This is a genomic window from Mesorhizobium sp. M2E.F.Ca.ET.209.01.1.1, from assembly GCF_004010375.2.
Taxonomy (GTDB): domain Bacteria; phylum Pseudomonadota; class Alphaproteobacteria; order Rhizobiales; family Rhizobiaceae; genus Mesorhizobium.
This window is the reverse complement of record NZ_SADP02000006.1, coordinates 23,194-49,158: the sequence shown is the minus strand read 5'-3', so window position 1 is coordinate 49,158 and position 25,965 is coordinate 23,194. Positions and strand designations below refer to the sequence as shown.

General features: G+C 62.4%; 27 protein-coding genes and 2 pseudogenes. 13 read left to right on the top strand and 16 right to left on the bottom strand.

Annotated features, from left to right (window positions below; genetic code table 11):
• Nucleotide 1: 1 nt before the first annotated feature.
• From EN852_RS13545 to EN852_RS13535, 3 genes are read left to right on the top strand one after another with little or no spacing between them, the layout of a single operon-like run.
• Complete coding sequence (locus tag EN852_RS13545) at nucleotides 2–751, top strand: ATP-binding cassette domain-containing protein (protein WP_210201955.1); 750 nt, start codon at nucleotides 2–4, stop codon at nucleotides 749–751.
• 13 nt (nucleotides 752–764) lie between these two features.
• A complete protein-coding gene (locus tag EN852_RS13540; RefSeq protein ID WP_210238240.1) occupies nucleotides 765–1,976 on the top strand; it encodes an ABC transporter permease in 1,212 nt (403 codons plus the stop codon).
• A gap of 45 nt (nucleotides 1,977–2,021) precedes the next feature.
• A complete protein-coding gene (locus tag EN852_RS13535; RefSeq protein WP_127875805.1) occupies nucleotides 2,022–4,136 on the top strand; it encodes a N,N-dimethylformamidase beta subunit family domain-containing protein in 2,115 nt (704 codons plus the stop codon).
• Nucleotides 4,137–4,407: 271 nt separating this feature from the next.
• On the opposite strand, the gene EN852_RS13530 is transcribed toward EN852_RS13535, so the two are convergent.
• Nucleotides 4,408–5,019 (bottom strand): NAD(P)-binding domain-containing protein, encoded by a 612-nt coding sequence (locus EN852_RS13530; protein WP_127875806.1) that lies wholly within the window; start codon nucleotides 5,017–5,019, stop codon nucleotides 4,408–4,410.
• Nucleotides 5,020–5,180: 161 nt separating this feature from the next.
• Between EN852_RS13530 and EN852_RS13525 the strand changes: the two genes are divergently transcribed.
• Entirely contained in the window at nucleotides 5,181–6,203 is a 1,023-nt protein-coding gene (locus EN852_RS13525; RefSeq protein WP_127875807.1) for a LacI family DNA-binding transcriptional regulator, read from the top strand.
• Between the two features lie 132 nt (nucleotides 6,204–6,335).
• On the opposite strand, the gene EN852_RS13520 is transcribed toward EN852_RS13525, so the two are convergent.
• Both EN852_RS13520 and EN852_RS13515 read right to left on the bottom strand, forming a co-directional pair.
• Complete coding sequence (locus EN852_RS13520; RefSeq protein ID WP_127875808.1) at nucleotides 6,336–6,932, bottom strand: hypothetical protein; 597 nt, start codon at nucleotides 6,930–6,932, stop codon at nucleotides 6,336–6,338.
• A gap of 259 nt (nucleotides 6,933–7,191) precedes the next feature.
• Nucleotides 7,192–8,148, bottom strand: coding sequence for a LysR family transcriptional regulator (locus EN852_RS13515; protein WP_127875809.1), 957 nt, complete (start codon nucleotides 8,146–8,148; stop codon nucleotides 7,192–7,194).
• A 119-nt stretch (nucleotides 8,149–8,267) separates the two neighbouring features.
• Here EN852_RS13515 and EN852_RS13510 point away from each other — a divergent pair, with 119 nt between their 5' ends.
• A complete protein-coding gene (locus tag EN852_RS13510; RefSeq protein ID WP_127875810.1) occupies nucleotides 8,268–8,891 on the top strand; it encodes an FMN-dependent NADH-azoreductase in 624 nt (207 codons plus the stop codon).
• Complete coding sequence (locus EN852_RS13505; protein ID WP_246694277.1) at nucleotides 8,888–9,931, top strand: MBL fold metallo-hydrolase; 1,044 nt, start codon at nucleotides 8,888–8,890, stop codon at nucleotides 9,929–9,931. Before EN852_RS13510 ends, EN852_RS13505 begins: the two co-directional genes overlap by 4 nt.
• Nucleotides 9,932–10,025: 94 nt before the next feature.
• On the opposite strand, the gene EN852_RS13500 is transcribed toward EN852_RS13505, so the two are convergent.
• From EN852_RS13500 to traA, 3 genes and pseudogenes are all read right to left on the bottom strand, one after another.
• On the bottom strand, nucleotides 10,026–11,258 hold the full coding sequence (locus EN852_RS13500; protein WP_246694276.1) for a conjugal transfer protein TraB: 1,233 nt from the start codon (nucleotides 11,256–11,258) through the stop codon (nucleotides 10,026–10,028).
• Nucleotides 11,197–11,724: pseudogene (traF, locus tag EN852_RS13495) on the bottom strand (conjugative transfer signal peptidase TraF); the annotation flags it as partial. The pseudogene traF and the gene EN852_RS13500, both read right to left, overlap by 62 nt.
• Nucleotides 11,721–15,301, bottom strand: a pseudogene (gene traA / locus EN852_RS13485) (Ti-type conjugative transfer relaxase TraA). The pseudogenes traA and traF, both read right to left, overlap by 4 nt.
• Before the next feature lie 245 nt (nucleotides 15,302–15,546).
• On the opposite strand from traA, the gene traC reads away from it, so the two are divergent.
• The 4 genes from traC to EN852_RS13465 all read left to right on the top strand — a co-directional run bounded on the left by traC (nucleotide 15,547) and on the right by EN852_RS13465 (nucleotide 18,485).
• A complete protein-coding gene (traC, locus tag EN852_RS13480; RefSeq protein WP_127875814.1) occupies nucleotides 15,547–15,843 on the top strand; it encodes a conjugal transfer protein TraC in 297 nt (98 codons plus the stop codon).
• A 4-nt stretch (nucleotides 15,844–15,847) separates the two neighbouring features.
• Nucleotides 15,848–16,063 carry a type IV conjugative transfer system coupling protein TraD gene (locus tag EN852_RS13475; RefSeq protein ID WP_189545902.1) on the top strand — a complete coding sequence of 72 codons (216 nt, stop codon included), beginning with the start codon at nucleotides 15,848–15,850 and terminating at the stop codon, nucleotides 16,061–16,063.
• Nucleotides 16,050–17,972: a Ti-type conjugative transfer system protein TraG gene (gene traG / locus EN852_RS13470; RefSeq protein WP_127875815.1), complete on the top strand. Its 1,923-nt coding sequence runs from the start codon at nucleotides 16,050–16,052 to the stop codon at nucleotides 17,970–17,972. The genes EN852_RS13475 and traG overlap by 14 nt, the downstream gene beginning before the upstream one ends.
• A gap of 234 nt (nucleotides 17,973–18,206) precedes the next feature.
• Nucleotides 18,207–18,485 (top strand): WGR domain-containing protein, encoded by a 279-nt coding sequence (locus EN852_RS13465; RefSeq protein ID WP_127875816.1) that lies wholly within the window; start codon nucleotides 18,207–18,209, stop codon nucleotides 18,483–18,485.
• A gap of 22 nt (nucleotides 18,486–18,507) precedes the next feature.
• On the opposite strand, the gene EN852_RS13460 is transcribed toward EN852_RS13465, so the two are convergent.
• The 6 genes from EN852_RS13460 to EN852_RS13435 all read right to left on the bottom strand — a co-directional run bounded on the left by EN852_RS13460 (nucleotide 18,508) and on the right by EN852_RS13435 (nucleotide 22,894).
• Complete coding sequence (locus EN852_RS13460; protein ID WP_127875817.1) at nucleotides 18,508–18,819, bottom strand: DUF736 domain-containing protein; 312 nt, start codon at nucleotides 18,817–18,819, stop codon at nucleotides 18,508–18,510.
• A gap of 833 nt (nucleotides 18,820–19,652) precedes the next feature.
• Entirely contained in the window at nucleotides 19,653–20,582 is a 930-nt protein-coding gene (locus EN852_RS13455) for a zincin-like metallopeptidase domain-containing protein (protein ID WP_127875818.1), read from the bottom strand.
• Between the two features lie 266 nt (nucleotides 20,583–20,848).
• On the bottom strand, nucleotides 20,849–21,034 hold the full coding sequence (locus EN852_RS13450) for a hypothetical protein (RefSeq protein ID WP_127875819.1): 186 nt from the start codon (nucleotides 21,032–21,034) through the stop codon (nucleotides 20,849–20,851).
• 260 nt (nucleotides 21,035–21,294) lie between these two features.
• A complete protein-coding gene (locus EN852_RS13445; RefSeq protein ID WP_246694275.1) occupies nucleotides 21,295–21,999 on the bottom strand; it encodes a thermonuclease family protein in 705 nt (234 codons plus the stop codon).
• A 180-nt stretch (nucleotides 22,000–22,179) separates the two neighbouring features.
• Nucleotides 22,180–22,461 (bottom strand): hypothetical protein, encoded by a 282-nt coding sequence (locus EN852_RS13440; RefSeq protein ID WP_127875820.1) that lies wholly within the window; start codon nucleotides 22,459–22,461, stop codon nucleotides 22,180–22,182.
• Between the two features lie 250 nt (nucleotides 22,462–22,711).
• On the bottom strand, nucleotides 22,712–22,894 hold the full coding sequence (locus EN852_RS13435; protein ID WP_246694274.1) for a DUF3606 domain-containing protein: 183 nt from the start codon (nucleotides 22,892–22,894) through the stop codon (nucleotides 22,712–22,714).
• On the opposite strand from EN852_RS13435, the gene EN852_RS42305 reads away from it, so the two are divergent.
• Complete coding sequence (locus EN852_RS42305; RefSeq protein ID WP_246694273.1) at nucleotides 22,878–23,111, top strand: hypothetical protein; 234 nt, start codon at nucleotides 22,878–22,880, stop codon at nucleotides 23,109–23,111. The two genes, EN852_RS13435 and EN852_RS42305, sit on opposite strands and share 17 nt — an antisense overlap.
• Entirely contained in the window at nucleotides 23,111–23,653 is a 543-nt protein-coding gene (locus EN852_RS13430; protein WP_246694272.1) for a hypothetical protein, read from the top strand. Before EN852_RS42305 ends, EN852_RS13430 begins: the two co-directional genes overlap by 1 nt.
• On the opposite strand, the gene EN852_RS13425 is transcribed toward EN852_RS13430, so the two are convergent.
• From EN852_RS13425 to EN852_RS13405, 4 genes are all read right to left on the bottom strand, one after another.
• Nucleotides 23,650–23,889, bottom strand: a complete 240-nt coding sequence (locus EN852_RS13425; protein WP_127875822.1) for a hypothetical protein — start codon at nucleotides 23,887–23,889, stop codon at nucleotides 23,650–23,652. The genes EN852_RS13430 and EN852_RS13425 overlap by 4 nt on opposite strands.
• Before the next feature lie 172 nt (nucleotides 23,890–24,061).
• A complete protein-coding gene (locus EN852_RS13415; protein ID WP_127875824.1) occupies nucleotides 24,062–24,754 on the bottom strand; it encodes an SOS response-associated peptidase in 693 nt (230 codons plus the stop codon).
• 9 nt (nucleotides 24,755–24,763) lie between these two features.
• A complete protein-coding gene (locus EN852_RS13410; protein WP_127875825.1) occupies nucleotides 24,764–24,988 on the bottom strand; it encodes a hypothetical protein in 225 nt (74 codons plus the stop codon).
• Nucleotides 24,989–25,108: 120 nt separating this feature from the next.
• Nucleotides 25,109–25,396 (bottom strand): hypothetical protein, encoded by a 288-nt coding sequence (locus EN852_RS13405; protein ID WP_127875826.1) that lies wholly within the window; start codon nucleotides 25,394–25,396, stop codon nucleotides 25,109–25,111.
• 94 nt (nucleotides 25,397–25,490) lie between these two features.
• On the opposite strand from EN852_RS13405, the gene EN852_RS40840 reads away from it, so the two are divergent.
• Nucleotides 25,491–25,808 (top strand): hypothetical protein, encoded by a 318-nt coding sequence (locus tag EN852_RS40840; RefSeq protein ID WP_189545900.1) that lies wholly within the window; start codon nucleotides 25,491–25,493, stop codon nucleotides 25,806–25,808.
• Nucleotides 25,809–25,965: the final 157 nt, after the last annotated feature.

The window sequence follows — 25,965 nt, the reverse complement described above, 5'->3', positions numbered from 1 at the left end:
CATGAACGACGACGCTCCAATCCTGTCCCTGGCGGGAATTGGGAAGCACTACGGCGGCATCACCGCCCTTTCGGGCGTCGATTTCGACGTCCGGGAGGGAGAGGTCGTGGCGCTGGCCGGAGATAACGGCGCCGGAAAGTCGACCCTCGTCAAGATCATCAGCGGGATCGTTTCCGCCGACGAGGGCAGGATTCTGTTCAACGGCCAAGAGGTATCGCTGAGGAAGCCGCAGGATGCGGCGGAGCTGGGCATTCAGACGGTCTATCAGGACCTCGCGCTTTGCGACAATCTTGATACCGTTCAAAACCTTTTCCTGGGAAGGGAAATGCATTCAGGGCTGCTTCGGGGTGCAAAGCTCTCGCGACCGCTGATGGAATCTCGAGCCCATGCGGCCCTGTCCAGTCTCAACGTGAAGATCAGGGACTACAGTGTCTCCGTGGGACGGCTTTCTGGCGGCCAGCGCCAGTCTGTGGCCATCGCGCGCGCGGTTCTGTCGAAACCGCGAGTGATTCTGCTCGACGAGCCAACCGCCGCGCTTGGCGTGGCGCAACGGGCGGAGGTCATGGCACTCATCGCGCGCCTTCGCGAGCAGGGTCTGGGCGTGATCCTCGTCTCTCACGACCTGGGTGATGTGTTGGACATTGCAGACAGGATCGTGGTCCTGCGCCTGGGGCGCAAAGCCGCCGAGCGGCCAGTCGCGGAATGGACGAGGAGCAGCCTGGTCGCAGCCATAACCGGCACAGACCATTGAAGGGATGCAGGCTATGAACACCACGAGACAACAAGTTTCTGTCACAACGGCGCCTGCGAAAATCAGTTTCAGGCAGAACCTGCTTGAGGCGCTATCGACAAAATGGCGTGTCGTACCGGTCCTGCTGTCGCTGGCTTTCATCTGGGCGATCTTTGCCTCGCAATCCCCAGTGTTTCTCTCAGCGCGCAACCTGACCAACCTTGCCGATCAGATCGCGACCACAAGCATCGTGGCGCTCGGCCTTGTCCTCGTACTGGTCGTTGCCGAGATCGATCTTTCGGTTGCCGGTCTCGCCGCCGTGTGCGCCGGCATTGTCGGCGTGCTCGTCGTCAACATGGACGTCAGCCTGTCGATCGCGCTGATCATCGCGATTACCGTCGGCGGCCTCTACGGTTTGCTGCAGGGTTCGATGATCGTCTATAGCGGCGCACCGGCCTTCATCGTCACACTCGGCTTCTCGCTCATGCTGCAAGGTGTCTTGCTGATTTTGCTTCCGGCGGAAAGCGGCCTTGTTCCTCTCGCCGGGACCGATTTGCAGTTCCTGGCCGCTTATCGTCTGCCAACGACCGTCAGCTATGCCTTGCCCGCGGCCGTCGGGCTGATAGGCCTTGCCATGCGATTGAACGATCACCGCCAAAGAGTGGCCTACGGTTTGCCATCGAATTTGATGCGCTCCATGGCCATTGGCGTCGCCATCATTTTTGCCAGTCTGGCGGTTGTCGCCATTTTCAATGCTTACCGAGGCGTGCCTCTGACCGTTGCCGTGCTTGCGGGTCTGATCGCAATCTTGTCCTACGCCACAACCCAAACTCCGTTCGGCATTTGGCTGTACGCCATCGGCGGCAATCGCGAGGCGGCACGCCGCGCCGGCATCCCTGTGAACTGGATGAAGATGGCGGCCTTTTCAATTCTCGGCATGTTGACGGCGCTCGGCGGAGTCGTGGCTGCGGCCCGGGTGCTGGGCGTCTCCCCGGCATCGGCTGACCAAAGTCTCTTGCTGGAGGCAATCGCGGCGGCGGTCATCGGCGGGACGAGCCTTTTTGGCGGTCGCGGCAGCGTCTGGGCAGCTATTCTTGGCGCCCTCGTCATCGGCTCGATCGCCAACGGAATGTTCCTGATCAACGCCAGCACGCAATTGCGCTTGCTCGTTCAGGGCGGCGTGCTCGTAGCCGCGGTCATAGCGGACGCGCTCATTGCCCGGAGCGGATCTTCGTCGTCGCGGTAAGACTTGGCCGTCCGACTGCCGTAACCAAGTTGGGAGAAGATCAAGATGTTGATCGGCTATGCCGATAAGCTTTCCGTCGATGCTGGCGACCATGTCGATATCAAAGTCAGCGCTGCGGGCATCTACAGATCGCAACTGGTGCGCCTGCGAGGCATGAAAGAAGGCGCCGCCGGTCTCTCGGTTGCCGAAGAATCGTTGTCATCCAAGAGCAATGGTCAGCACACCGGCCGGGTGCAGGCACTTCATCCGGGATCGTTCATCGATGTTGCCTTGCCGAGGGTCGATTTCGCCAAGGGGGTCGGGGTCAGTCTGTGCGTGAAACCGACCGCCCCAGGTCGTCTTTGCCAGACACTGTTCAGCCTATCGGACGATAGCTCTGTCACTCGCATGATGCTTGAACTCGATCGGGCCGGCCGGCCGGCGATGTATCTTCGGTCGTCGAACGGCGCGGTCACGACAGTGTCCTCACCCGATCCGCTGCCGAAGGGGCGTTGGGTGTTCTTGAAGGCTGTCTACGACCCCGGCGAAGCGGAACTGCGCCTGACCGCGGAGGAACAGACCGGCGCACACCGCTGGTCCACACCGGTCATCGTAGCGGAAGGATCCGCCGCACGTTTTCGTGTCGGCGCGGCGCATGCCGAAGACGGTCGCGCGACGGACTGCTTCAACGGATGCGTATCCGAGGTCAATGTATTCGGAGCTTCGCCGAAGCTGCCTATCCTGCAATGGGACTTCTCCAGGCAAATGGACAGTGACATCGCGGTGGACGTCTCTGGGGCCGGGCGGCACGGACGGCTACTCAACCGGCCGGCTCGAGCGGTTCTCGGTCCTGCATGGGACAAGAAAACCATCCGCTGGACCGACGACCCGCCGCAGTGGAATGCATTGCATCTGCACGATGACGATCTGGATGACGCGCAATGGAGAACGGACTTCGAGGTCGAAGCTCCCGCCGAAAGCGGGATATATGCCGTTCGCCTGAACCAGGGTGAAACCACCTACTACATTCCCTTCTACGTTCGCCCGGCCGCGGTCAGGAAACGGGTCCTATTCGTCGCTCCCACGAACACTTATCTGGCCTATGGCAACGAGCATCTTTGGGAGGGCGAGCGCGGAATCGCCCATCAAAAGATGATGAGTTTTCCGATCGTGCTGGACAAGGCGGAAACCATTCTTCAGCAGATGCCTTCACTCGGCAGATCGCTGTACGATCGGCATTCGGACGATAGCGGGGTGATCTATGCTTCGCGGTTGCGCCCCCTGACCAACATGCAGCCGAACTACATCAACTGGCTGGCCGGGGGTCCAAGACATTTCTCCGGGGACTTCTTCATCACAGGTTGGCTGGACAGCATCGGCGTCGAATTCGATGTGGCGACCGATGAGGACGTCGACAGCCTGGGCAAGGACCTGCTCGACAGCTATGACGTGGTCCTCACCGGGAGTCATCCGGAATACCCCACTGCAGCCGAATTCGACGCTTTCGAAAATTACGTCAAGGGCGGCGGCAAGCTGATGTATCTCGGCGCCAACGGATTTTTCTGGGCCACAAGTTACGTCAACAAGCTCCGCACAGCCATCGAGGTGCGGCGGGGCTATGCGGCGCAGCGTAACTGGACCTCCCATGCGGCTGAGCTCTATCACAGTTCGACCGGCGAGATGGGGGGCGCCTACAGGCACCGCGGCCGTGACCAAAATCCTTTCCTTGGGGTTGGCATGGCGGCCGCCGGATGGGGACCCGCCTCGGGCTTCACACGCACGCCTGAAAGCTATGCCGAAGCCGTGGCGTGGGTTTTCGAGGACATTGCTAGCGAAACGCTGGGCGAGCACGGCTATTTGTTGGGTGGCGCAGCCGGCGATGAGCTTGATCATGCAGATCCAGCGCGCGGGACGCCCGACAGCACGGTCGTGTTGATGTCGTCCAGGCATAACGATCTGTTCTTCCCCAGCCTCGACAGCGTCACCGAAGTCGCGCCGAACCAGCAAGGTTCCAAAAACCCGCATGTGCGCGCCGACGTGGTTCTTGTCGATCACCCAGGCGGCGGAAAGGTGTTCTCGACGGGGTCGATTTGTTGGGCGGGTAGTCTGGGTACCAACAACTACGACAACGACATTGCGAAGCTGACAACCAACGTGCTGCGAAAATTCCTGGGGGGGTGATTTACGAACAATCAGCTGCCTCGAAAAACCGTGGCCAAAGCAGCGGTGTCCTTCTCAGCGAGTCCGCTATCGACTCCCCGCCGGAAGCAATCAACCATGAAGTTAGCGGGATCCCACAACAGACCGAGCCTTTGAGCCGACATCGCCAGCAGCTTCGCGCCGTTGAGATCCACCTTGAGAGTTGACTGTATCTCTGAAGTGAAATCGCCCGAGCTCAGCGCCCTCCTGAATGATGGCAGGCGACCTAAAATGTCGGCCGCAAAGTTCGGTATCAGAGAAAGGTATTGCTTCTGATCCAGCCCGCTTGCCTGCCAAAACGCAGTCCCATAAAGGATTCCGATGGTGGATAGAAAAAAATAGCACAGGAAGGCGAAGTCGCCCTTGGATGCTGAACATCCGCACCCACATAAACGGGATTGCCGGCTAGGCTGCGCAAAGTAGCGACGTGGCGCCGAAAGACAGTCTTTTTTCCCGCCCAGAATATCACTGCTGATTCAAGACCGATCGATTCGGGCACGACAGCGATCTTCCCGTCCAAATACGGCACTCGATTTTCAGCCGCCCACTGCGCCAACGCCATCGCTTGCTCGGGAAGCCCGGTCGACAGCTGGATGAGTGTCTTGCCCTCCAATGCTCGTCGTGCTTCCTCTGATTCAAGCACTTGGTGCGTTGCCTCGTAGCTCGAGAGGCAAGCGATGATCACTTCCGAGGCCACGATGGCGGTGACGGTATTCTTCGCCAGCGCAATACCGAGTTTCGCGGCCTGCTGCGAGCGATCGCTCCGATTCCAGGCCGTTACCCGATGACCGCCCTTTGTTAGAGCCCGGATGAGAGCGCACCCCATATTGCCCATGCCAAGCACAGTCACGGCATCGAGCTGCATTTCTCTCTCTCCATCTGATATAGCGATGTACACCGATGCAAATGTAAACGTTTTCTAGGAAATGAGAAAGCTCTTGAACGAGGTCCGAGCTATGTGGTGGCCTGAAAGAAACTATGCGATCTAGAAAACGGTTTCTCGAAAAGCGCGCCTGGCCATACTCAATGGATATCGAAGACGGCGGCGCCAAACTTGTTGACGTGGCCCGGCTTGCGAACTGCTCGCCGGCCACTGTTTCGCGCGTCCTGAATGGCAATCCAAAGGTCAATGAGGTCGTCCGCGATCGCGTGGTGCGAGCCACCCGGGAGCTTGGCTATGTACCCAATGGCTCGGCCAGGGCGCTGCGGTCCACGCGAACAAGACTGGTTGGCGCCATCATTCCGACCTTGGACCACACGATCTACGCCACAATGGTCGACGCGCTTCAGGCCCGGCTGTCCGAAAAAGACGTTTCGTTGATCATCAACACCTCGGGCTACGATATCAACCTCGAGTATGAGCAGGCTCGCCTGCTGGTCGAGCGCGGCGTCGAGTCGGTAGTGCTGGTAGGGTCCACGCACCTGCCGGCAACGCTCGCAATGCTTGAGCAGAAACGTATCGACTATGTCTATACGTACACCTCGAGGGCCCCCGAGTCGGGCGCGGCGGTAGGGTTCGACAACGAGAAGGCTGGGCGCACGGCAGCGCGCTACTTGCTGGACCTCGGCCACTCCCGATTCGGGATGATCGCCGGCATCACCCAAGACAATGATCGTGCAGCAGGCCGTCGCGACGGCTTCCTGAATGAACTCGAGCGGTTCGGCATCGATCGTGCAAGGGTTCCGGTTGTCGAAGGAGCCTACAGGCTGGATGATGGACGGCGGTGCATGCAGCGGCTGATGGAAGAAGGCAAAAGACCGACAGCGGTGTTTTGCGGCAGCGATATCCTGGCGGCGGGCGCCATCAAATACTGTCACGTCGCCGGGATCGCGGTCCCCGGAGAAGTTTCGATTGTTGGATTCGACAATCTGGAAATCGCGGAACTCACCTCGCCGGAATTGACCACGCTCGAGGTGCCGGCGCGAGACATGGGCCGCATCGCTGCGGACTACATCCTGGCATCGCCGTCGCAGCGACTGCATTTGAGGCGACGCGAACTGGCAATCCGGCTGATCGTCAGGGAAACCACGGCTCCCGTGAGGCGCTAGGGACTTCGACGCCTTGGTACCGCCGTAGAAGCCTCGTTTGCCGAAACTGATGTGGGTGCCTGCTTCGGGGCGGCGAACGGACAGCTTTCGCGATGGTTCAGACCGGAAGCCGCACTTTGCCTCGCGAACTTCCTATGCGTAATAGGGGTGAGGCGTCAGCGAATGCGGCTTCCTTCTCCATCGAACACCCGCACGCGGGTCGGCTGGAAGCACACGTCTGGCCGAAGCGCGGCTGATCCTCGCGGCGTTCGGCGACGACGGTCTCCCCACTCGGTAGTGCAAATGCACATATGACGTCGAACGCAGGCGCTCGGTCACGTCAACGAAGGCGTCGAGCGCCTGGGCCTGCGCCATCTTGCGCCGGGCTTGCCCTCGGCCGGACGCCACGCCGGTCGCGCCGAAAAGCGGCGAGTTCGCCGGATAGTTGAAGGTTTCGAGGTCTATCATGCTGCGTTGGACGAGCACCTGCGGCCATGGCGCAGGCATATATGGGAAGAGAGCCGCAAGATTAGGCACGGCGTGGTGGATGTCGTGATCAGGCGTTGTTAGACCGGGGATGTTCATCGGTTCCCTCGGGTACGCAATCAGCCGGGCGGGTCGAAGGGCCGGCTTGCCGCGTACATTTTGCCGTCGCTTCCATGCCGGAGTGACAAAATCGCTCCGGAAGCCAGCGCACCCGGCGATGTTGGTCTGAACACCCAGGGAAACGTCGGCGACGGTGTCCTCCATTCCGGCCAATTCCATCTGCTGACAGTCAAACCTGCCGCGGGGATGCTCAAAATCGAGCCTATGTTTGAGATAGCAACCTAATCGCCCTGTCAGACAGTTCAGCCGCGGCCCAATTACGAACCTGGACGCGCCGTCGCCAGTGGCTGGTGCGAGGACATTTGGCGCGCTCGAGAGAAATACCGATGGATTTGCAGCACGTTTTCACGATGGGACCACGGTCGGTCGATCTAATCAACACGGACGCGCAGCTGAATTAACCTCACAATGTCAGCAAACCACCGTCTCTGGAACCGGTAGCGTAGCCGTCCTCGATTTTGGCGGTCAGCTGCGGCAATTCGTGGCCCAGGAAATCGAGAAAGGCGCGAACGGCCGGCACAAGCCCGCGCCGTGAAGGAAATACGGCGTGCAACTGATGCGGGGGCAAAGTGTGGTCCGGCAACAGCCTGACCAGTCGGCCTTTGCGGACGGCTTCTCCGCAGAGGTTGCGTGGCAATTGAGCAATGCCCATTCCCGCGAGAGCCGCCTGGCCGAGCATATGGATATCATCGGTGGCGAGTGCCGGGACATATTCGATGTCGGTGGCCTGGCCGTCCGGCGCCATCAGATGCCACAGATTCCGTTCACCCCTCACCCCAGCCGGACCAAGTCCTTTTTGCAGGTGCAAGGACCGGGGCGCATCGAAAGGACCGTGGGATGAGGCGAATTCAGGACCCGCCACGAGCCACTGCTCACTGATCCCCAGCCGCCTGATCATCAACTGAGAATCATCGATGGTCGAGCGGACTCGCAATGCGATGTCATAGCCTTCCGCGATAAGGTCGACCCGCCGGTTGGTCAGATCGAGGTCCAGTCGCACGGCCGGGTGAGCCCGCATGAATTTCCAAAGTACGGGCGCGACAAAAACGTGAGCAAGCCCAACCGGGCAACTTACCCGCAGGCGGCCCGCCGGCGCCTCACCCGCCTGCTCGGCGATCTCGAAGGCCAGGCGGGCGGCATCGATCATTTCATTGCAATGCTTCAGGAATTCCTGCCCCACGGAGGTGAGATTGACCGAGCGGGTCGACCGCTGCAGCAGCCGAACGCCGAGACGGGCCTCCAGGGCTGCTATACGCCGGCTGACGCGCGACTTGGGAATTCCGAGAGCGAGGGCCGCCGACGAAAAGCTGCCGTGACGCGCGACGGAAGCAAACATCGTCAGCTCGTTCAGGTCATCCATGGAAATCTCCGGCCTTGGATTGTCTCACTAGTAGAACAATCTGTGCCATTTACCCTTCTAGTGCAACGCTAGCGCGTTGGCATAAGCATGGTTCACACACTTCAACGGAGCCAAACGCCATGCACATTCTTCATCTCGACTCGAGCATCCAGGGCGCGGGGTCCGCTTCTCGAACGCTAACGAAAGCTGTGGTGGCGAACCTGCTCGATCAGCATCCCGGCGCTGCGGTGACCTATCACGATCTGGTGGAAGAGGCGGTCCCCCATCTGGACGGGCCGATCGGAGCAGGGTTTCGCCCGCTCGCATTCGACGTATCGGATGAGGCGACACGCCGTGAACACGCCCGGTCCGACGCGCTTGTCGGAGAGTTGATGGCAAGCGATATCATTGTCGTCGGCGCTCCGATGTACAATTTCTCGGTGGCCAGCCAGCTCAAGGCGTGGCTCGATCGCGTCATCCAGCCCGGCAAGACTTTCAGGTACACCGAGAATGGTCCGATCGGTCTTGCCGCCGGCAAGAAGGTGCTCATCGTTTCGACGCGCGGAGGTTCTTATCTTTCCGGCCCGCTGGCCACTATGGATTTCCAGGAGAGCTATCTCAGAACGGCTTTTGGCTTCATCGGCATCAAGGACCTCGATTTCATCCGGGCGGAGAACATGTCGCGCGGCGACGATGCTCGCGCCAACTCCATGAACAGTGCTCTTGAGGCCGTCTCCCCGCTGGTGGCCAGAATGGCGGCTTGATTTCACAGGCCGGCAGCGCCCACGGCAGGGCTGATGTCCGGCCGCGCCACGGTTGGCCCTCCGACGCGCAGCTCCGAACTTTTACTCGAGGCAAAACAACTCATCGAAACCCTGCCTGGCGCGCGGAGCAACGCCGCCAGAAACGCGGAGATCTATCCATGTTCGTTCTCGACAGACGAAATTTTCTGGCGCTCGGTGCAGCCAGCGCCGCGACGGCGATGGCAAGCAGGCTTTCCCTCGCCGCTGCCTCCGAGGCCAAGGTGTTCACAGCTGATGAAGCCGGCGTGATGGTCGACAGCACGGTAATTGTCGGCGAGAAATCCGCCGTCGTCATCGACGCCCAGTTTACGGTCGCGAATGCCAAAGCACTCGCCGACGTCATCCAGGCGACAGCAAGGAAGATCGAGACAATCCTGGTCACCCACTACCATCCAGACCATTTGCTTGGCCTGTCAGTGCTGTTGGAGCGTTTCCCGGAAGCGAAGCCTCTGACCCATCCGAAGGTCCTTGCGATGATCAACAAGGCATCCGCTCCGACCCTCAAGGCGTTGAACGAACACGCGCCGCCGGGCGTCTTCACGGACAAGCTCATCGTGCCCGACGTCTTGACCCGGGACCATCTGCTCCTGGAGGGCGAACGCATCGAAATTCTGGACCCGATGCATGGCGACACGGAATTCGTCACACCGGTTCACATACCTTCCCTGAACACCCTCATAGCAGCGGATGTCGGGTACACCGATACGCATCTCTGGCTGGAGGAAAACACAACTCCCGACCAGATCGGCAAGTGGCGCGAGAGCACCAGAAGGCTGGAGGCGATCGGCGCAAAAACGGTCATTCCTGGACATCGAAAGCCGGAAAGCCGGTCGGACAATTCCATATTCACCTATACGAGAGCCTATCTCGACAGCTGGGAAAAGGCCTTGCTAGCGAGCAAATCCGCCGATGAGCTGAAGGCAGCGCTTGTCAAAGGGCATCCCGATGCGGGGTTCGCCTTTGCGCTCGAACGCTCGGTCGCCGCCATCTACAAGAAATAAGCGCGTTAGGACGTCCCGAAGAATAACAGTGAACCAATCGAACAAGGTATGTGCTGGATGAGGGCGGCATCGACCACCCCGGCTCCTCCTGTACCTATATGTTGAAAGCTGTGACGATCGGTACGGCGAAGAGTTTCGCCCAGGCGATCGCGCTGGCTCGCTGGATGGCGACGATTGAGGTGCCGGCGGTCCACCATCCATTGCCGGTCGCGACGACGATCTCGGGCGAATGCAGCATCGACTGGAGGGCAGGCCAGACAATGAGTTGCTCGTAGCAGATAAGCGGTGCGATCCTCCTTTCGGAGAGGTCGACCACCGGGTTCGCAAAGAGATCGGCGCGGGCTCCGCCGTCTCGCCCAAACCAAGCGCGCCAGGGCTGCCACATGGAAACCGGAACCGGCAAGCGCTCGCGATAGAGGACACGGGCCTCGTCGGCGGAGATCGCGACCATGACATTGTCGTAGCCGCGCTCGTCAATGACAGCCGCGCCGGCGACAATGGTGACGTCAAGCCCGTGCAAGCCCTGCTGCCAGAGGCGCGCGACAGTCGGCGTCCAGAAGCCGAGCGCGCTTTCGGGGAGCACCACGAAGCGCGTTCCGTCACCAGCCAGCGCTCGAACTGTGGCGATCAGATCACGGTGATGATCGAGCGAACCGTCACGACCGAGGCTCGCTCCGTATTTGAGGTCGACGCTTTTCCATCCCTGCGGTAGATCGGGTTGCGTCCACGTTGCGGCGGACCAGAGCCAAAAGCCTGCCAAGGTGAGAACTGCAGCCGGCCAAAATCGCGATGTCATCATTGCGAGGCCGGCGGCAGTCGCTGCGAGCCCCCACCATCCCCACCCCGGGAATAGCACGCCGGCCGCCATAAGCGGGTGCGCCCAGCCGGTTATGCCGAAGGGCGGCAGCCCCATCAGCACCATCGCCGCCAGATATCGCAGCGCCCTCCTTCCCGGGCGGCCCATTTCCGGTGGCCCTGCCCAGAGCATCGTATGCACAGCGACGAAGGCAAGCGACGCGGCTATCCAGAGCAGAAGGCCGGGCCAGAAATCGGCTGCGTAGAAGTTCGCCACCCCTTGTGGCAGGCCGCGCGAGGCGGCGAGGAAATATCCAGCCGACACCATGCCTGCGACCACACGCGAGGGCGTCAGCGCCCAAAGCGCCGGAAAAACGATGGCGATGGGAAGGGCGAGCACATAGCCGCTCCATCCGACCGTGCCGACAACGATCGCGACGGCGACCAGGAGCAGCGAGCGGAGCCTTGCGGGGATCGAAGGTAAGGACTGGCCGCGCAATGCCGAGAAGGCCAGACTCTGGGATCGGGCCAAAATATCGGGAATCATAGGAACTCGCATAGGAAGAGTGGAGAAACAGAAATCCGGCCGGCACGATGCCGCCGGGAAAGGACTCGATCGCCCTGCCATCGCCATCGGTAGTGCGGATGCGGGATGAAGGGATAGACCTGCCGTCTATGGCGACATTTTCACCGACGTCGATGCGCTGGCCTGCAAGCGCCGTGACCGTTTTGATCAGTGGCGCGAAGCCGCCGGCACAGAGACCTCGGCGCAGATACCCGCGCTCGCGTGCCTGAAGGAACGACACGGCCGCCGGCGGACAGATTAATACCAGATCGCCGACCGCGACATCGCGATCAAGCGTCTCGATCCGCCAGAGTCCCAGCGGTTCGCTCGGCGTCAGGTTGAGCCGATACCCGCCGGTCAATGCGATCGCGGACCCGATGAGTACAAGGGCGGCCGGAACGCCGATTAGCGCGATGGCGCGAGACCTGGTCATTGCTTCATGACCGGAGTTTGGCGCTGCGAAAGCTTCATGTCTTCAGCCTGCTTCAGCGTTGCGACCGTGCGCACCTGGGCGGCGAGCTGCTGCGCGGCCCGCATTACCGGCCAGGCCTCCTTCAGGTGTTCCCTCTCCTGTAGTTGCAGACCCTTGGCGAGCGACTCAAAGAGTCTCCCAGATGGCTCGCGCGCGGCGTTGCTCAACAGCGTCCGTTCGCCGAACCGTTCGGCGACGGCCTTGTTGAAACCATCAATCTCCTGCTTCGCCTCGCGATCCGCGAGCGCGTGCCCGAGGGCGGCGGGCAGATCGTTTCTGTCGATCGCATCGCGGACTCGCTCGAGCACCGCACAGGCGGCCGGCGACAGCGCCGGGATGTCGATCGAGATACGATGCCTGAGCGCCCTCTCCTCCGTCTTAAGGCGCTGTACGGCGGCCTCTCGCATTTCGAGGTAGCGAGCGAGATCGCGAGCGAGCGCCGGCGCATTTACTGTCGCCGTTTCCCTGTCCTCCTTGTCGGCGCGGGTGGCAAAAATGCCGGTCTTGCCCTTGAGCGCACCGAAGCCCTCTGGCCTGTTTCCGATCGTCGCCAGCGTGGATTTCGCGGCGGCGCTGTCCTTCACCATGGCTTCGACATCGACGGCTCGGAAGGCGGTTTCGGGATCCGCGAAGACCAGCCGGAAGCGGGTGGAGACGTCCTCCCATCGCTTGTTCAACGCAGGATCGGAGGCGAGCTTGTCCTCGGCAGCCTGTTCGAGGGATTTCGGATGGATCGTGACGCCGGCAACATCGGCCTCGCCTCCTTCATGCTGTTGGATTGGGATTCTGTCCGCGGGCCGGAAACGAGACCAAGCCGTGCGCCGATCGCCAACAGCTTTGAGCCGAGATCGGCAAGGCGCTGCCTCTGCCGGACCGTCCATTCGAGACGGTCACGCACGATGGTCCGAGCGACGTTCATGAGATTGAGGCCACGCGTTTCGGCGAAGCGCAGAGCGGCGCGATAGGACGGTGCCCGCTCATAGTCCAGCGTCGTTTCCTTGGACCCGTCACGCGACAGACGCTCCGTCATCCTGGAGAGCGCAAGCTCCCTGATGTCGACGACCTTCCACAAATGGCGCTTGACTTTGTTTCCGTCGGGTAGGTGGACCGTCTGGGAGCCCTGATGGTCCAGACCGATACGGTCGCCAATCCGTGGGGCCGCCTCGGCAATCGCGCGCTTGAGGTCGACACCCCAGATCGTGTCCTGCTTCCCCTCGGCAGTCTCGAGCGTGACGAAGTAGCTCTCCTGGTTCTCGGGGTTGTGCTCGAAGGGTGTTGCGCCGTGATCGACAAGCAAGCCGCCGCGATTGGCGAACTCGTCGAGGCCGACATAGAGCCGCGCGGCATCACGATGACGCGTGAGCGCGACATAGGTGAGGTGCCGGTCCATGGTGCCGGAGGCGAGCACCTTGACGTCATCGACAGTGGCGCCCTGGGACTTGTGGACCGTCGTGGCATAGCCGTGATCCACATTGGCATAGAAGCGCTGTTCGATGACGACCTGACGGCGATCATCGCCCTCCCCGATTGCGGCGACGATCCGGCCAGGCGCTGCCTCGACCACGGTCGCCAGCATGCCGTTTTTGACGCCGAGCGATCCCTCGTTCTTCAGGAACACGACCCTTTCGCCGGCCGCGAACTGGCGGACGCCGTCTTCCGTCCGGAAGGCAAAACCCTCACCGACGATGCCGCGCTCGACCAGCTTCTCGCGCGCCAGTTCGTTGAGAGTGCGCACATCACGTCGCCGGTGAGCGAGGATGAGCGAGGTCCTGGCCGGATCGTATTCGCTGTTCCAGTCCTCGATCAGCGAGCCGATGGCCTCGCCCCTGCTCCACGCGGTGCGCACCATGCCGGCATTGTCGTATGCGGCGAGAGCCGTGCCGACATCACCGCGTGCAAGATCCCCCGATGCAGTGCGCATCCAGGCTTCGCGTTGGCGGAAGATCGTTCCAAGTTCGGCATAGCCTATCCGATCGGCAATCGCCCGGAACGCCGCGCCCGCTTCGATCGGCTGAAGCTGATCGGGGTCGCCAACCAGCACCAGCTTGGCGCCGGCGCTGGTAACGGCTTCGACGAACGTAGCCATCTGCCGCGACGACACCATGCCGGCCTCATCCAGAAGGAAGACGGTTTTCTCGTCGAGGCGATCACCCTGTTGTTTCCAACGTAGTTCCCATGACGAAAGCGTGTGTGAGGCGATGCCCGCTTCCTTCTCCAATCCCTCGGCGGCCTTGCCAGCGAGCGCTGCGCCGACGATACGATAGCCGGCCGCTTCCCACGCCTCGCGCGCCGCCTTCATCATGGTTGTCTTGCCCGCGCCGGCGCGGCCAACGACAGCGGCGATCCGTGGGCCACCGGCGATATGCTCGATCGCGCTACGCTGCTCCTGCGACAGCCCATCGTGTCGCGCAAATGTCTGCTCGAGGATGCGCTTTGAGACACCATGCGAGGAGCGCCGCGAGAGCCAGGTCGCACGGCTTGCCATTTGAGCTTCCAACCGGATCAGCTCGCGCGTTGTGTATTTCGCTGGCTCCCGGACGCCGGTAGCAAACGAGAGGCGTTCGCGCTCCAGACGCAGGATTTCCAGGTCTTGGAGAACGCGCGCCATGAGGTTCCGGAACAGGCCGGGATCGTCGATATAGCGGTGAAGCACACCTGCCACGTCGCGCTCGTCGAAGACGCTCTTCTCGCGCGTGATGAGATCCAGAACGAGCGCCGGATTCTGCTGAATACGTCGGGCGTTCTCCTCGCGCCGCTCCTGCTTGAGTTCGATGCGCTCTAGCTCCGGCTTGCGGCCTTCCACCTGAGCTTTGCGCTCGATCGCCTTGGCGCCGACGCCGACGTGGACGGTCGGAACGAGATCGATGCCCTGCTTCTCGTAGGATCGCCCATCGACGCGAAGGTCGATGCCGTTGAGGGCCAGATGATGATTCAGCCGCTCGAACCAGGCATCGCGAAAAGCGTTGAAGTCGTCGCCTCCGCCGGCCCATAGCTCGTAGACGATCTTCCCGCCTTTCGTCCGGAGGGGCTGTCCTTCCTCGCCCAGCACCACGACCTTCTTAGCGCCGAAACCGGCCTCGGTCAGCGGCCGCAATGTCGTCATCAGGTGGACGTGCGGATTGCCGGGATTGTCGTGATAGACCCAATCGGCGACCATCCCCTTTGACAGAATGCGCCGCTCCACGAAATCGCGCACGAGCGCGATATTCTGCTGGGCCGACAACTCCAGCGGCAGGGCAATGGTGAGGTCCTTGGCGAGCTGCGCATCGGCGCGTTTTTCGAAGGCCTCGACCGTGTTCCAGAAGGCTTCGGATGAGCCGGCGATCGAGCGATCCGCGATCAGGCTGCGCAGCCATTGCGGCGCGTCCCCCGGGAGCAGGAACTCTTCGTGCAGGAGCCCTTCCTTCCGCGTGTAGTCGACGGTGCGGGCCTCGCGGTCGAACTCCATCCTGGCGCAGTGGCGATATGCCGCCGACAGCACGGCACTGCGGCCGTCGCCGCGGCTGACGATGCTGACGGAGAAGTGAGCGATGGCCATGCGACGAATACTCCCGATTGCAAAACTGTTCGTCGGGATCGGCGGGCGGTTCGAGCTTGCAACACAAGACGTCGCCTCAGCGACGTATAATTGCGCCCTTGGAGCCGCTCCTTCGGAACGGCCGGGATGATCTCCAAAAGCGTCGGCTTTGCCGACTGTAGAATAAACGGGGCTGCGCTCCGCGCCTCCCTCGTTGATCCTTGGCCTTGCAGCTTCGCTTCAAGCACCAAGGAGGGCCGACCGGAATGAAAAAGCCTTCATCGAAAATCAGGGAAGAAATCGCGCGCTTGCAGGAACAGCTCCGGCTGGCCGAGACGCGCGAGGCCGAGCGCATCGGCCGGATCGCCCTGAAGGCCGGTCTCGGCGAGATCGAGATCGATGAGGCCGCCCTTCAGGCGGCGTTCGAGGAGATCGCGAAGCGGTTTCGCGGCGGCAGGGGCGAAGCGACCGGAAGGAAGAACGCAGGCGATGGACGAAGCGCCGGCGCCGCAACGACGACGGTCGAAGCTGGCGCGGCTGCGGGCGGCGCTGGCAAGGCTTGAACGCATGCACCGCTCCACAATCACCGATGCGCGCAAGAAGGACACGCGCGAGAAGATCGAGCTTGGCGGCCTGATCGTGAAGGCCGGGCTTCGCTACGAGAAGCGCGCCTTGCTGCTCGGACTGCTGATCGACGCCAGCCGACGCATACAAGGCGACGACGCGGAGCGTGCGCGTCTTGCTGCGCTTGGCGCGGAGGCCTTCGGCCATGACAGCGAATAAGGTTCTGCTCGCGACAGTGCCCGGTGCGATCATGCTGGCAGCGACGGTTCTTCTCCCGGGCGTCGAGCACTGGCTGGCGGCGCTCGGAACGACTGCACACGCGAAGATGATGCTCGGGCGCGTCGGTCTCGCCCTTCCCTATGCCGCGGCAGGTGCAATCGGCGTGACCGCTTTGTTCACGGCCAACGGCTCGGCGAACATCAGGCCGGCGGGCTGGAGCGTCGTCGCCGGCGGCGCCGCGGTCGTTCTGATCGCAGCAACGCGTGAGGCGATCCGGCTTGTCGGGATCGCAGGCAGCGTCCCGGCTGGGCAATCCGCCCTCGCCTATGCCGACCCGGCGACGGCGATAGGTGCTGCCGGCGCATTCCTCGCCGGCGTCTTTGCCCTGCGTGTCGCAGTCAAGGGCAACGCCGCCTTCGCCAAGCCCACGCCGCACCGTGTGCACGGCGCGCGGGCGATCCATGGCGAGTCCGTCTGGATGAGCTTGGGCGACGCGGCGAAGCTCTTTCCGGACCACGGCGGCATTGTGATCGGCGAACGTTATCGCGTTGATCGAGATCATGCGGCGGGCCGGTCGTTCCGCGCCGACGAACGGGAGACATGGGGAGCGGGCGGCAGGAGCCCCCTGCTCTGCTTTGACGGAAGTTTCGGATCATCGCATGGCATCGTCTTCGCAGGATCCGGCGGCTTCAAGACGACTTCGGTAACCATCCCGACCGCGTTGAAATGGGGCGGCAGCCTCATCGTGCTCGATCCTTCGAGCGAGGTCGCGCCGATGGTGATCGAGCATCGGCGCAAGGCTGGCCACACCACCATGGTCCTGGATCCCTCCGAGCCTGAGAACGGCTTCAACGCGCTTGACTGGATCGGCAGGTTCGGCAGCACGAAGGAGGAGGACATCGTCGCGGTCGCGACGTGGATCATGACCGACAGCGCGCGGACAGCTTCTGCGCGCGACGACTTCTTTCGGGCGTCGGCCTTGCAGCTTCTGACCGCCCTGATTGCCGACGTCTGCCTCTCCGGGCATACGCAGGAAAATGAACAGACGCTGCGCCGGGTGCGGGCGAACCTCTCCGAGCCGGAGCCGAAGCTGCGCGAGCGGCTGACGAAGATCCATGAGCAGTCGGGTTCGGAGTTCGTGCGCGAGAACGTCGCCGTATTCGTCAACATGACGCCCGAGACCTTTTCCGGCGTCTACGCCAATGCGGTGAAGGAGACGCACTGGCTCTCCTATCCGAACTATGCAGGGCTTGTCTCTGGCGACGCCTTCTCGACCGACGATCTCGCCAACGGCGGAAGCGACATCTTCATCGCGCTCAGCTTAAAAGTGCTCGAGGCGCATCCCGGCCTCGCGCGCGTGATCGTCGGCTCCCTGCTCAACGCGATCTACAACCGCGACGGCAAGGTGGCGGGACGCACGCTCTTCCTGCTCGATGAGGTGGCGCGGCTGGGCTATATGCGTATCCTCGAAACCGCACGCGATGCGGGCCGCAAATACGGCATCACGCTGACGCTGATCTTCCAGTCGATCGGCCAGATGCGAGAAACCTATGGCGGCCGCGACGCCACCTCGAAATGGTTCGAGTCGGCGTCCTGGATCTCATTCGCCGCGATCAACGATCCCGACACGGCCGAATATATTTCGAAGCGCTGCGGCGAGACCACAGTCGAGGTGGACCAGACCAACCGCTCAACCGGAATGCGGGGATCGTCCCTCTCGCGTTCGAAGCAGCTCGCCAGCCGCCGGCTGATCCAGCCGCATGAGGTCATGCGGATGCGCATGGACGAGCAGATCGTGTTCACGGCCGGCAATCCGCCGCTGAGATGCGGGCGCGCGATCTGGTTCCGGCGTAGCGACATGATTCCGATCGTAGGTGACAACAGATTCCACCGGAAGGAGGCGACATGACCTTGCTCCGTTCCGCCCTGGCTGTCATCGGCGTCCGCTCCATGCGCCTAAACCGCACCCGGGGTTGGAGCAACGCCATCGGGCTTCTCCTGGCTTGCCAGGACCCACGCAGCACGGTTGCGGAAAAAGCCGGTTGATCGGCCACGCGATCCATCACAGGAATGAATCGAACCGCGCCCAGTGATTCAAACCTATCATTGGACGCCGGATTTGGACTGCGCGATTCTGTTCGCCATGAACGCGCTGCACTATCGGCTCCACATCGAACGGCGTGACCCGGACCTCAACATGGCCCGGTTCTACGCGTTGTCGATCGAGGCGACGCTGTTCGGCCAAACCTGCGTTGTCCGCCGATGGGGACGGATCGGAACTAGCGGCCGCACCGTCCAGCATTCCTTCGACAACGAGGGTGAGGCCGTAGGTTTCTTCCTTGCATTGTTGCGCGCCAAGAAGCTGCGGGGTTATCGGCCAAGATCTGCCGCTCGACATACCGAAGCGACCCCGTCTGCTTGACGGGGTCGCTTGCCAGGGCCGTTCAGTCGCGGTTCGGGCGGGACCAGATGAGTTGGAAGCCTTCCTGACCGTCCACCTCGATCAGAGTGGCGTAGATCGGGGCCGGGAAGCTCGGATCGTCCAGCTTGACCGAGAGGTAGTCGCGCTCGGTTTCCTTGGCGGTCTTCTGCCAGGCGGCACCCAGTTCCACGGCTGCAGAGTAGATGCGGAAGTGCGGGCCCTTGTCGGAGGGGGCCTCGACCCGCTCGATGCGCGCCTTGACGTTGAGGTTGAGGGTTTTGATCGTGCCGGTGAAGCCGTTGGCGGTGCTGATGAAAGTGCCGATGGTGGCCATGGTGAAGTTCCTTTCCTTCTGGTTCGGACCGCGCCCTTCGCGGCCTCGATGGCAGTCGACAGACCGGAGACGATCGGACCGCACCCCAAAGGGCCGGAATGCAATGGAGGGCGGCCTGGAGCGGCTTTCTTGGGTAGCGCGAGGAATGGCGGCGCCTCGGGGCCCCCCTCGGCAAGCCGAGTGGGGTGGGGTCCGGCAGGGGAAGAAAGTTGCGTATGGCCGTTGCGGGAGAACGATCGAGGCGCAGCCGCTTTCCGGTCAGACATGCCTCATCGAGCCGCAGAGGGGCTGGCCTGTTGCGAGGGGCGGAAGGAACGAGCTGGCCCACGTATCGGTATTCGGCACCGATGGTATCGCTGGTGCCGAAGGCCGACGCTAACCGCTATCAGGATGCGCCGTTGCTTGTGACCGGCTGCCTCGATGAAGCCCGGTAACTCCATCTCCGACGACCGTGGAAATGATCGGCCAGGTCCTTGAGTACGCCAGATCCCGTGCCCGAACGTCGCCGTCGATCTGGAAGCGCTCGGCTGTTCCACGAGGCTCGCATACCGTTCGCTCGAGATGGCGGCAAGGACCCCTTGCGCTTCCTAGTCGCACGCATTCGCAATATCCGACCCAATCACGAACCCTTGAGCAGACGGGGACGCTTTCGAAAGGAAATGCTGGCTCGGTTTGAGGCTGCCCGACCCCCGCACATGCCTGCGCGTTCGTTGGTCCGAAGCTCGAGTCGGCCATGATTTGCCGGTGCCGATAGATCCGCCCCATCAAGCGGCACGGCCAAGCGATGCCGAAGGGGAAGGCACGCGGCCTTCCCCTTCGATGATGCATGGACATCAAGCGGCTTCGCGTTCTTCGGCGGCCGTCGGCTGAAGGCCGTGCAGGAAGGCGACGGCGCGCTGCGCATGGGCCGCGGCCGAGAAGATCGCCCGCTTGTCGTCGGCGAGCACCTTGAGCCAGGAGCCGAGATAGCTCGCGTGATCCGGACGTGGCTCCAGCTCCGGCGCGATACCAAGATCGGCGCAGAGGAAGCAGCTTCCGAGCTCTGCGATCAGCTCCTCGCGCGCTCGTTCGCTGCGGTCCTTGGCGTAGCGGCTGAGGTCGCGATTCGCGCGATGCGGCGCCGAAGTCCAATGGGTGGCCTCGTGACTGAGCGTTGCCACGTATGACGCAGCGTCCCGGAAGGTCTGGAAGGGCGGCATCTGGATGTGGTCGGTCGCAGGCGCAAAATAGGCGCGATCGCCGCCGTGTCGGATCACAGCGCCGGTATTGGCAAAGAACTGGTCGGCATGCGCGATGCGGGCGATCGGATCGCGCACCGGCTCTGCCTGCTGGCCATAAAAGTGGTCCGGAAGGCCATCGATTTGCGCCACGTTGAAGACGGAATAGGCCTTGAGGAACGGGATCTCGCGGTCAAACTCCTCGCCCGAAGCGTCTGTCTCGGTCCGGGTGAACCGGCTGGCGAAAACCACCATCGAGCCGGTCTCCCCCTTGCGAACCGCGCCGTCCAGTTCGAGCGCCTGCCTGAAGGTCATCCACATCGGGCTGGAAAAGCCGCGTGCGATAGCCTCCGACCAAAGCAAAAGCACGTTCATGCCGTTATAGGGCAGTCCGTTGTGCCTGAGCGGCCGGGTGACGCGGCCGGTGGCATTGCTCGAATGCCATGGCTGCATCCAGGGCCGAACGCCCTTCTCCAGCTCGGCCACGATGCCGTCGGTGATGCGCGCATAGATGTCGATGCGCGGTGCTTTTTCTTTCCTGCTCATTTCATGAACCTCCAGTTCTGGAGGCCGCGCCGATCGCGGCCCCGTCACGGGGTCCGCTTGGGCGGAGCAGGAGGGCGGGCCGCGCACCCGACCAGGTCCCCATCGTTGCGTGCACGATGGGGTGGTCATGGGCCGCAGCGGCAGCGAAGGACGGCGCAGCCGTTGCGCTGACTGCCTGGCTCCGCCAAGACCACGGGGCAGGACGGGGCCGCGAACGGTCGCTAGAAAGAGAATGGCGGCGCCGCCCGGATGCGTGGGATGTCGGTTCAATGAACCGACCGGCCGCCGCTGTAGGGATCGTATTCGAATAGGATGTCGACGTCGGCGCCATCGAGCTCGTCGGCGGGCAGGACGCCAAATTCGTCGTCGACTTGGAAGAGGATGACGGGGGCCATGAGGGTGCGGGCGAGTGACCAGGCGGCCTTCTGGGCGAGAATGAGATCGTGGGACATCTGAGGCTCCATCTTGGAGCGGGCCAATTCCCGCTCGATGGCTCCGTCAGTGTGCGGAGGCGGGCGCGATCACCCGAAGGCGTCAGCCGAGCGGCCGCAGCTTGCTAGCGGACCCCTTGCGGGTTGATCGTGGAAGATCCGCAGCCGCACCAGGAAAGCCATAACGAGAGAGCGGGATTGGGTCGGGCAGCGCGGAGACAACTGCGTCCGATCTGCTTGCTTGAGGCTAACGAAGAGCGGATGCGACGCTCGTTCCGGGCTCAGCAAAGCGTCTCGCACGCCACGCCGTCGCCGTCGCGATCAAGCTTCCGGCCCCACGAGCAGTTGTGCAGATACCACTGTGCTTCGTCGCACGAGCTGATCTGAGAACAGTAGCGGCGCGGCTCGCACGAATAGCTGCCGCTTTGCGCGATCAGCTTGCGGCTGGCGACGCCGAGCGGCTGACTCGACGGTGCCGCACCGTCGGCATGCGACGCGCGCCAGTCCCACGGCGCCTGGAAGTTGCCTACCCACAGACCGACCTTCGCCGCTTCAGCCTTCGTCTGCTGTGCTGCGTAGGCGCCATGGCTGTAGCGGGGCCAATCGAGCGCCTGGCCGCGCTCGACCATCCAGGCGGCCACATTGGTGCCGTCGGCGCGTTGGCAATTGCCGACGAAGCGGTGATAGCGATCCCAGGTCACGAACGTGCACGTGACCGGCCTCGATGCGGCCAGGAATGTGTCCAATGCTTCGGCCGATCGCCGGCCGCAGGGATACTCGAACCCCTTGGCGTCGTCGCAATATTGGCGGCTCTCCGGCGCGTCGACGCCGTTGAAGCGAATCCGCTGTCCGTGAACCTCTATCGTGTCGCCGTCGATGACGGATGCGACGCCGGTGATCGGCTGCGGCTTGGGGCCGCCCATCAAGTTCTGCAGATTGATCTCTGGCAAGCTGTCGCTGTGCTGCATGGCGGTCTGTGCAGCCAACGCAGCGGCCGCCGCAACAGTCACGAAAATGAGACGCCGTGGCACGCTCGCCCACCGCAGGGCGCGCGAGCGCCTCGCGCCGGCGCGCTTGCGCCATTGATCAGACCGATTGTCGTGACGAGACCTGTCCAAGCCCTTTCCCCCGCTCGGAAGGATGCTCTCAAACAGGATCGAAGTCCACTATGGCTGGAGCAGAGCGCCACCGTATTGCGCCCAAAGATGTTCGCAGTCCCACACCCGTAAGCTTGGCGTTCCTGGTTCCCCATAGAGAACCATCGCACCGCGAACGTCATATCCAAGCACCGACGCATTGGCCACGAACTGGATGGCGCGCCCTAAGGTTATGGCGCCGATCCGGGCTTCATTTTTGCTGGTGAGATCGATCACTCCAAAGATTTCCGCGTCTGCGCCTCTGCCGGCCAAAACGGCCGTCGAGATCGCATCGTCCAAGGCAAGCAGCATCGCGTGAGTCCCCCCGCAACAGCGCTTGCTAACTTCGGTGCGCGAAATTGGTTCCGTGTCCGCTGGAACAATCCGCGATCAACTGTCCAGTTCAAGCGGCTGATGGTCTGGCTGTTCATGCCAAATGACTTGCCGCAGATCGCGCCGGTCGACCGGCGCGATCTGCAACTGTAGAAGTGATCCTGTTCGGTGGGAGGGTCGCGACCATGTCGTCGCCCGACGATCGGCGGCCCAAGGTCCGAAAGCTTTGTCACCCGCGCAATTTCCTGGCCTCGCGCTCCAACGTCTTGCGGTCGTTGCCGTGCTCGCCGATCAGCTCCCGAACCTGGTCCGGCGTGATGCGGTACTGCTTGGCGAAGTAGCGGACCTCGTACTCCTCATCTGCCGAAACGCGGTCACGGTCGCGGAAATCCCGTTTGCCCTTATATCGCACGCAGCTCATCAAGGATGCTGACGGTATCCGCCTCTACACCAAGACCGGAATAGACTGGACCGCCAAATATCGGCCGCTCGCCGCGGAGGCGAAGGCGATCGAGGCGGAAAGCTTCATCATCGAAGGGGAGACGATCGTGACCAACGAAGCCGGTTTGTCCGACTTCCATGCGCGCTGCGCTCGGCGATCACCAGGCGCCCGCAGGATCTCTACCTGATGGCGTTCGATCTCCTGCATCTCAACGGCCACGATCTGCGCGACATGGTGCTGAAGGACCGGCTCGAAATCCTGCAGGCACTCATCCCCGCCGGCGGTCATATCCAATTCAGCGAGGCGCTGCCGGGCACTGGCGACGCCGTCTACCATCTCGCCTGCGAGGCAGGCTTGGAAGGCATCGTTTCGAAGCGGTTGGACAGCGTCTACCGCACCGGCTCGACGATGAACTGGCGCAAGGTGAAGTGCTACGTCGAGAAGGAAATGGACATAATCGGCGTGAAGCGGGAGACAGGAAAGCCGGCGATGGTACTGATGGCTGAGAACGGACACTATATGGGCGGCGCGTTCGTCACGTTCAGAGCCGACAAGCGGCAGGCTCTCTGGGACAGCGCTCAGAGCAAGGCAGGCGCTCCGCCGCCAAAGGGATTGGTGAAGGAAAGGGCCGAATGGCTGAAGCCCGGCCTGGTCGGCAGGGTGAAGTTCCTGAAGGGCGAGCAAAAGCTTCGCCACGCCAGTTTGAAGGATTTCTGGGAGCGGAATTAGCGGCCGGCGCGCAACATCGCTCGAGCGATGGCAAGGTCTGCTTCGAGCTTGGCGTTTTCCTTCTGCGTCATGTTGTCGGCCGCGATCAGCCGCCGTAGGGAGCGCAGGACTTCGCCGCGCGTCCAGCCGGCATCGAGCATGCAATCGACGATGGCCTGAAAGCCGGGCTCCATTGCTTCCTGGCAGTCGAGCTCGCGGTCCGGGTAGGCAATGGCGCGTCTCGGCGGGCTGATCATAGGAACTTCTCTCCTTCGCCACGGTGCTCAAAACAGAACCAGTGCGACGGCTGCCTTGGTCGGGCGAAGCCCCAACCGGCGTCCTTGCCGCACCCGGCGTGCTCGCAAACGTGCCCGAGAGGCCCGTGATCACGCGGCTGCACAGGCTCTCCGGGGCGGGTCGGTTCGTCGCTCATAGCAGCTTGATCGGCTCGATCAGTCCGGCATGATCGTTGGGCTGCTTATTGATGGCGGCTGCGTTAACGTCCCGGCCGACGCGGTAGAACTGCAACCGCCCGTCGATGTCGTGGCTGAGAATGTCCTTCAGGTCGCCAGCCGGCGTCTTTGGGTCAAGCCAGACATCGTAATAGGCCGGGTCGAGCATGAGCGGCTGGCGGTCGTGGATTTGGTTGACTGGCGCCGCCGACGGCTGGGTGATGATGGTACAGCTGGTGACGTCGAGGTTTGAATTGTAGGCCCATAGGCCGGCAAATGAGAAAGGCGCGTGGCCGGGCTGGAAAATGTGCCACGGGTCTTTGCCGCCATCGGCCGGGCTCTTGGTCCACTCGTAATAGCCGTCAGCCGGGATAAGGCATCGTTTCGATCTGAAGGCGTCACGAAAGGCCGGAGTTGTATCGATAGTTTCGATGCGAGCATTGAACGTCGCCGCTTTGGGCATCTCCTTCGCCCAAAATGGGACCAGCCACCATCGCCCGGTGCGAACCTTGTGGTTGCCTTCGTCGGCCACCGTTATGAAGGGTACCTCATCGGTCGGGGCGATGTTGTAGCGGGGCGCGTCGTTCCGCCCAACATCGGCGGGGGCCGTCAGCCTGTAGAGGCGGTGGATTTCCGACCACGGCAGATATCTGGTGTAGCGCCCACACATGCTTCGACCTCAGTTCCGCAGGGCTTCCGGGACACTCAGCGGCCCCAATTCCAGAATGCGCTCATAGGCGCCCTGCCGGTGCCAGACGCCGCGAGCGCGCCCATTCTCCCTGTCTCGTTTTGGATCGAACATGATGCCGCCGAAGTGGTCAAGGAAGGCCGCCGCGGCCGCAGGATCGGCGAAGCAGTGCAGCCGCCATTGCTCCTGTTTGCCGTCGTCCCAAACCGCGATCACCGCCCTGGTCCTGCATGACATGCCGCGCTCGCCGAGAAAGCGCCTGATGAGCGTATAGTTGATGCGGCATCTCGTGGTCGATAATGGTAGGCGCCGGAACGCCACGGCTGCGTGTGACCATCAGTGCTGCTTTTGCCGGACGCGCGCCCTCCAGGCTTCCTGAATATGAATGTCCGTCTGGTCGCGCATCGCATCGGAAAGTGAAATCGCCAGATCCAGATCGTTCGGGTAGATCGCCATAATCCAAGCCGCCGTTAGCTCCGTGATGGCCTGTTTCTGACTGACATCGGATAGGCCGCGCAGCGGCTTAACCATCTTCGCGACGGCGCGACGAATGTCGGGCATTTCGCGCTTCACTGTGGCGTAAATTCCCGGTTGCTCGGCTTCGGTGGCACGCATGGGTTTCATGGGCGCTGTCTCCATTTTTCCGAAGTGAACAAAATGAGAACAAAAGAGTCAAGCGCCTCTTGACCGCACAGGAATATGTTCCTCATTTCAGCACATGCCGGAACAACCCGAAAAGTGGCCGCGCGGCGCCGCCTGGACCCTGACGCATGCCCATGATGCCGGGCAGGTGGCGGGCATCCGCTGCGGCCGCTGCAACGTCACGCGCTACTACAAGCCGCTCGAGCTGCGGGAGGTGATCGGCAACGTCACGATCGACGAGGTGAGAGACAAGGTCCGCTGCCAGCAGTGCAAGAGCCGGGAGTGGATGAGCGCGCAGCTATTCCACCCAACCGGAGAGCAGGCCCACACGATCCGGTTCCGGCGTCTGGTGCAGATCCGTTGGGAGAAGCGCGTGATCTGGCGCGATGAATAAATGAACCGTGGGAGCGGCCCGGCAGGCTGGCGGGGTAGGCCAGCAAACGCCGGGCCTAACCGGTGGGGCTCGGGGGCGAGACACGGCACCGGCTGAACAAATATATGCTTGTGCCGAAATGATCGGCACGCGTCCATAAGGCGGAGCCGAGAGTAGT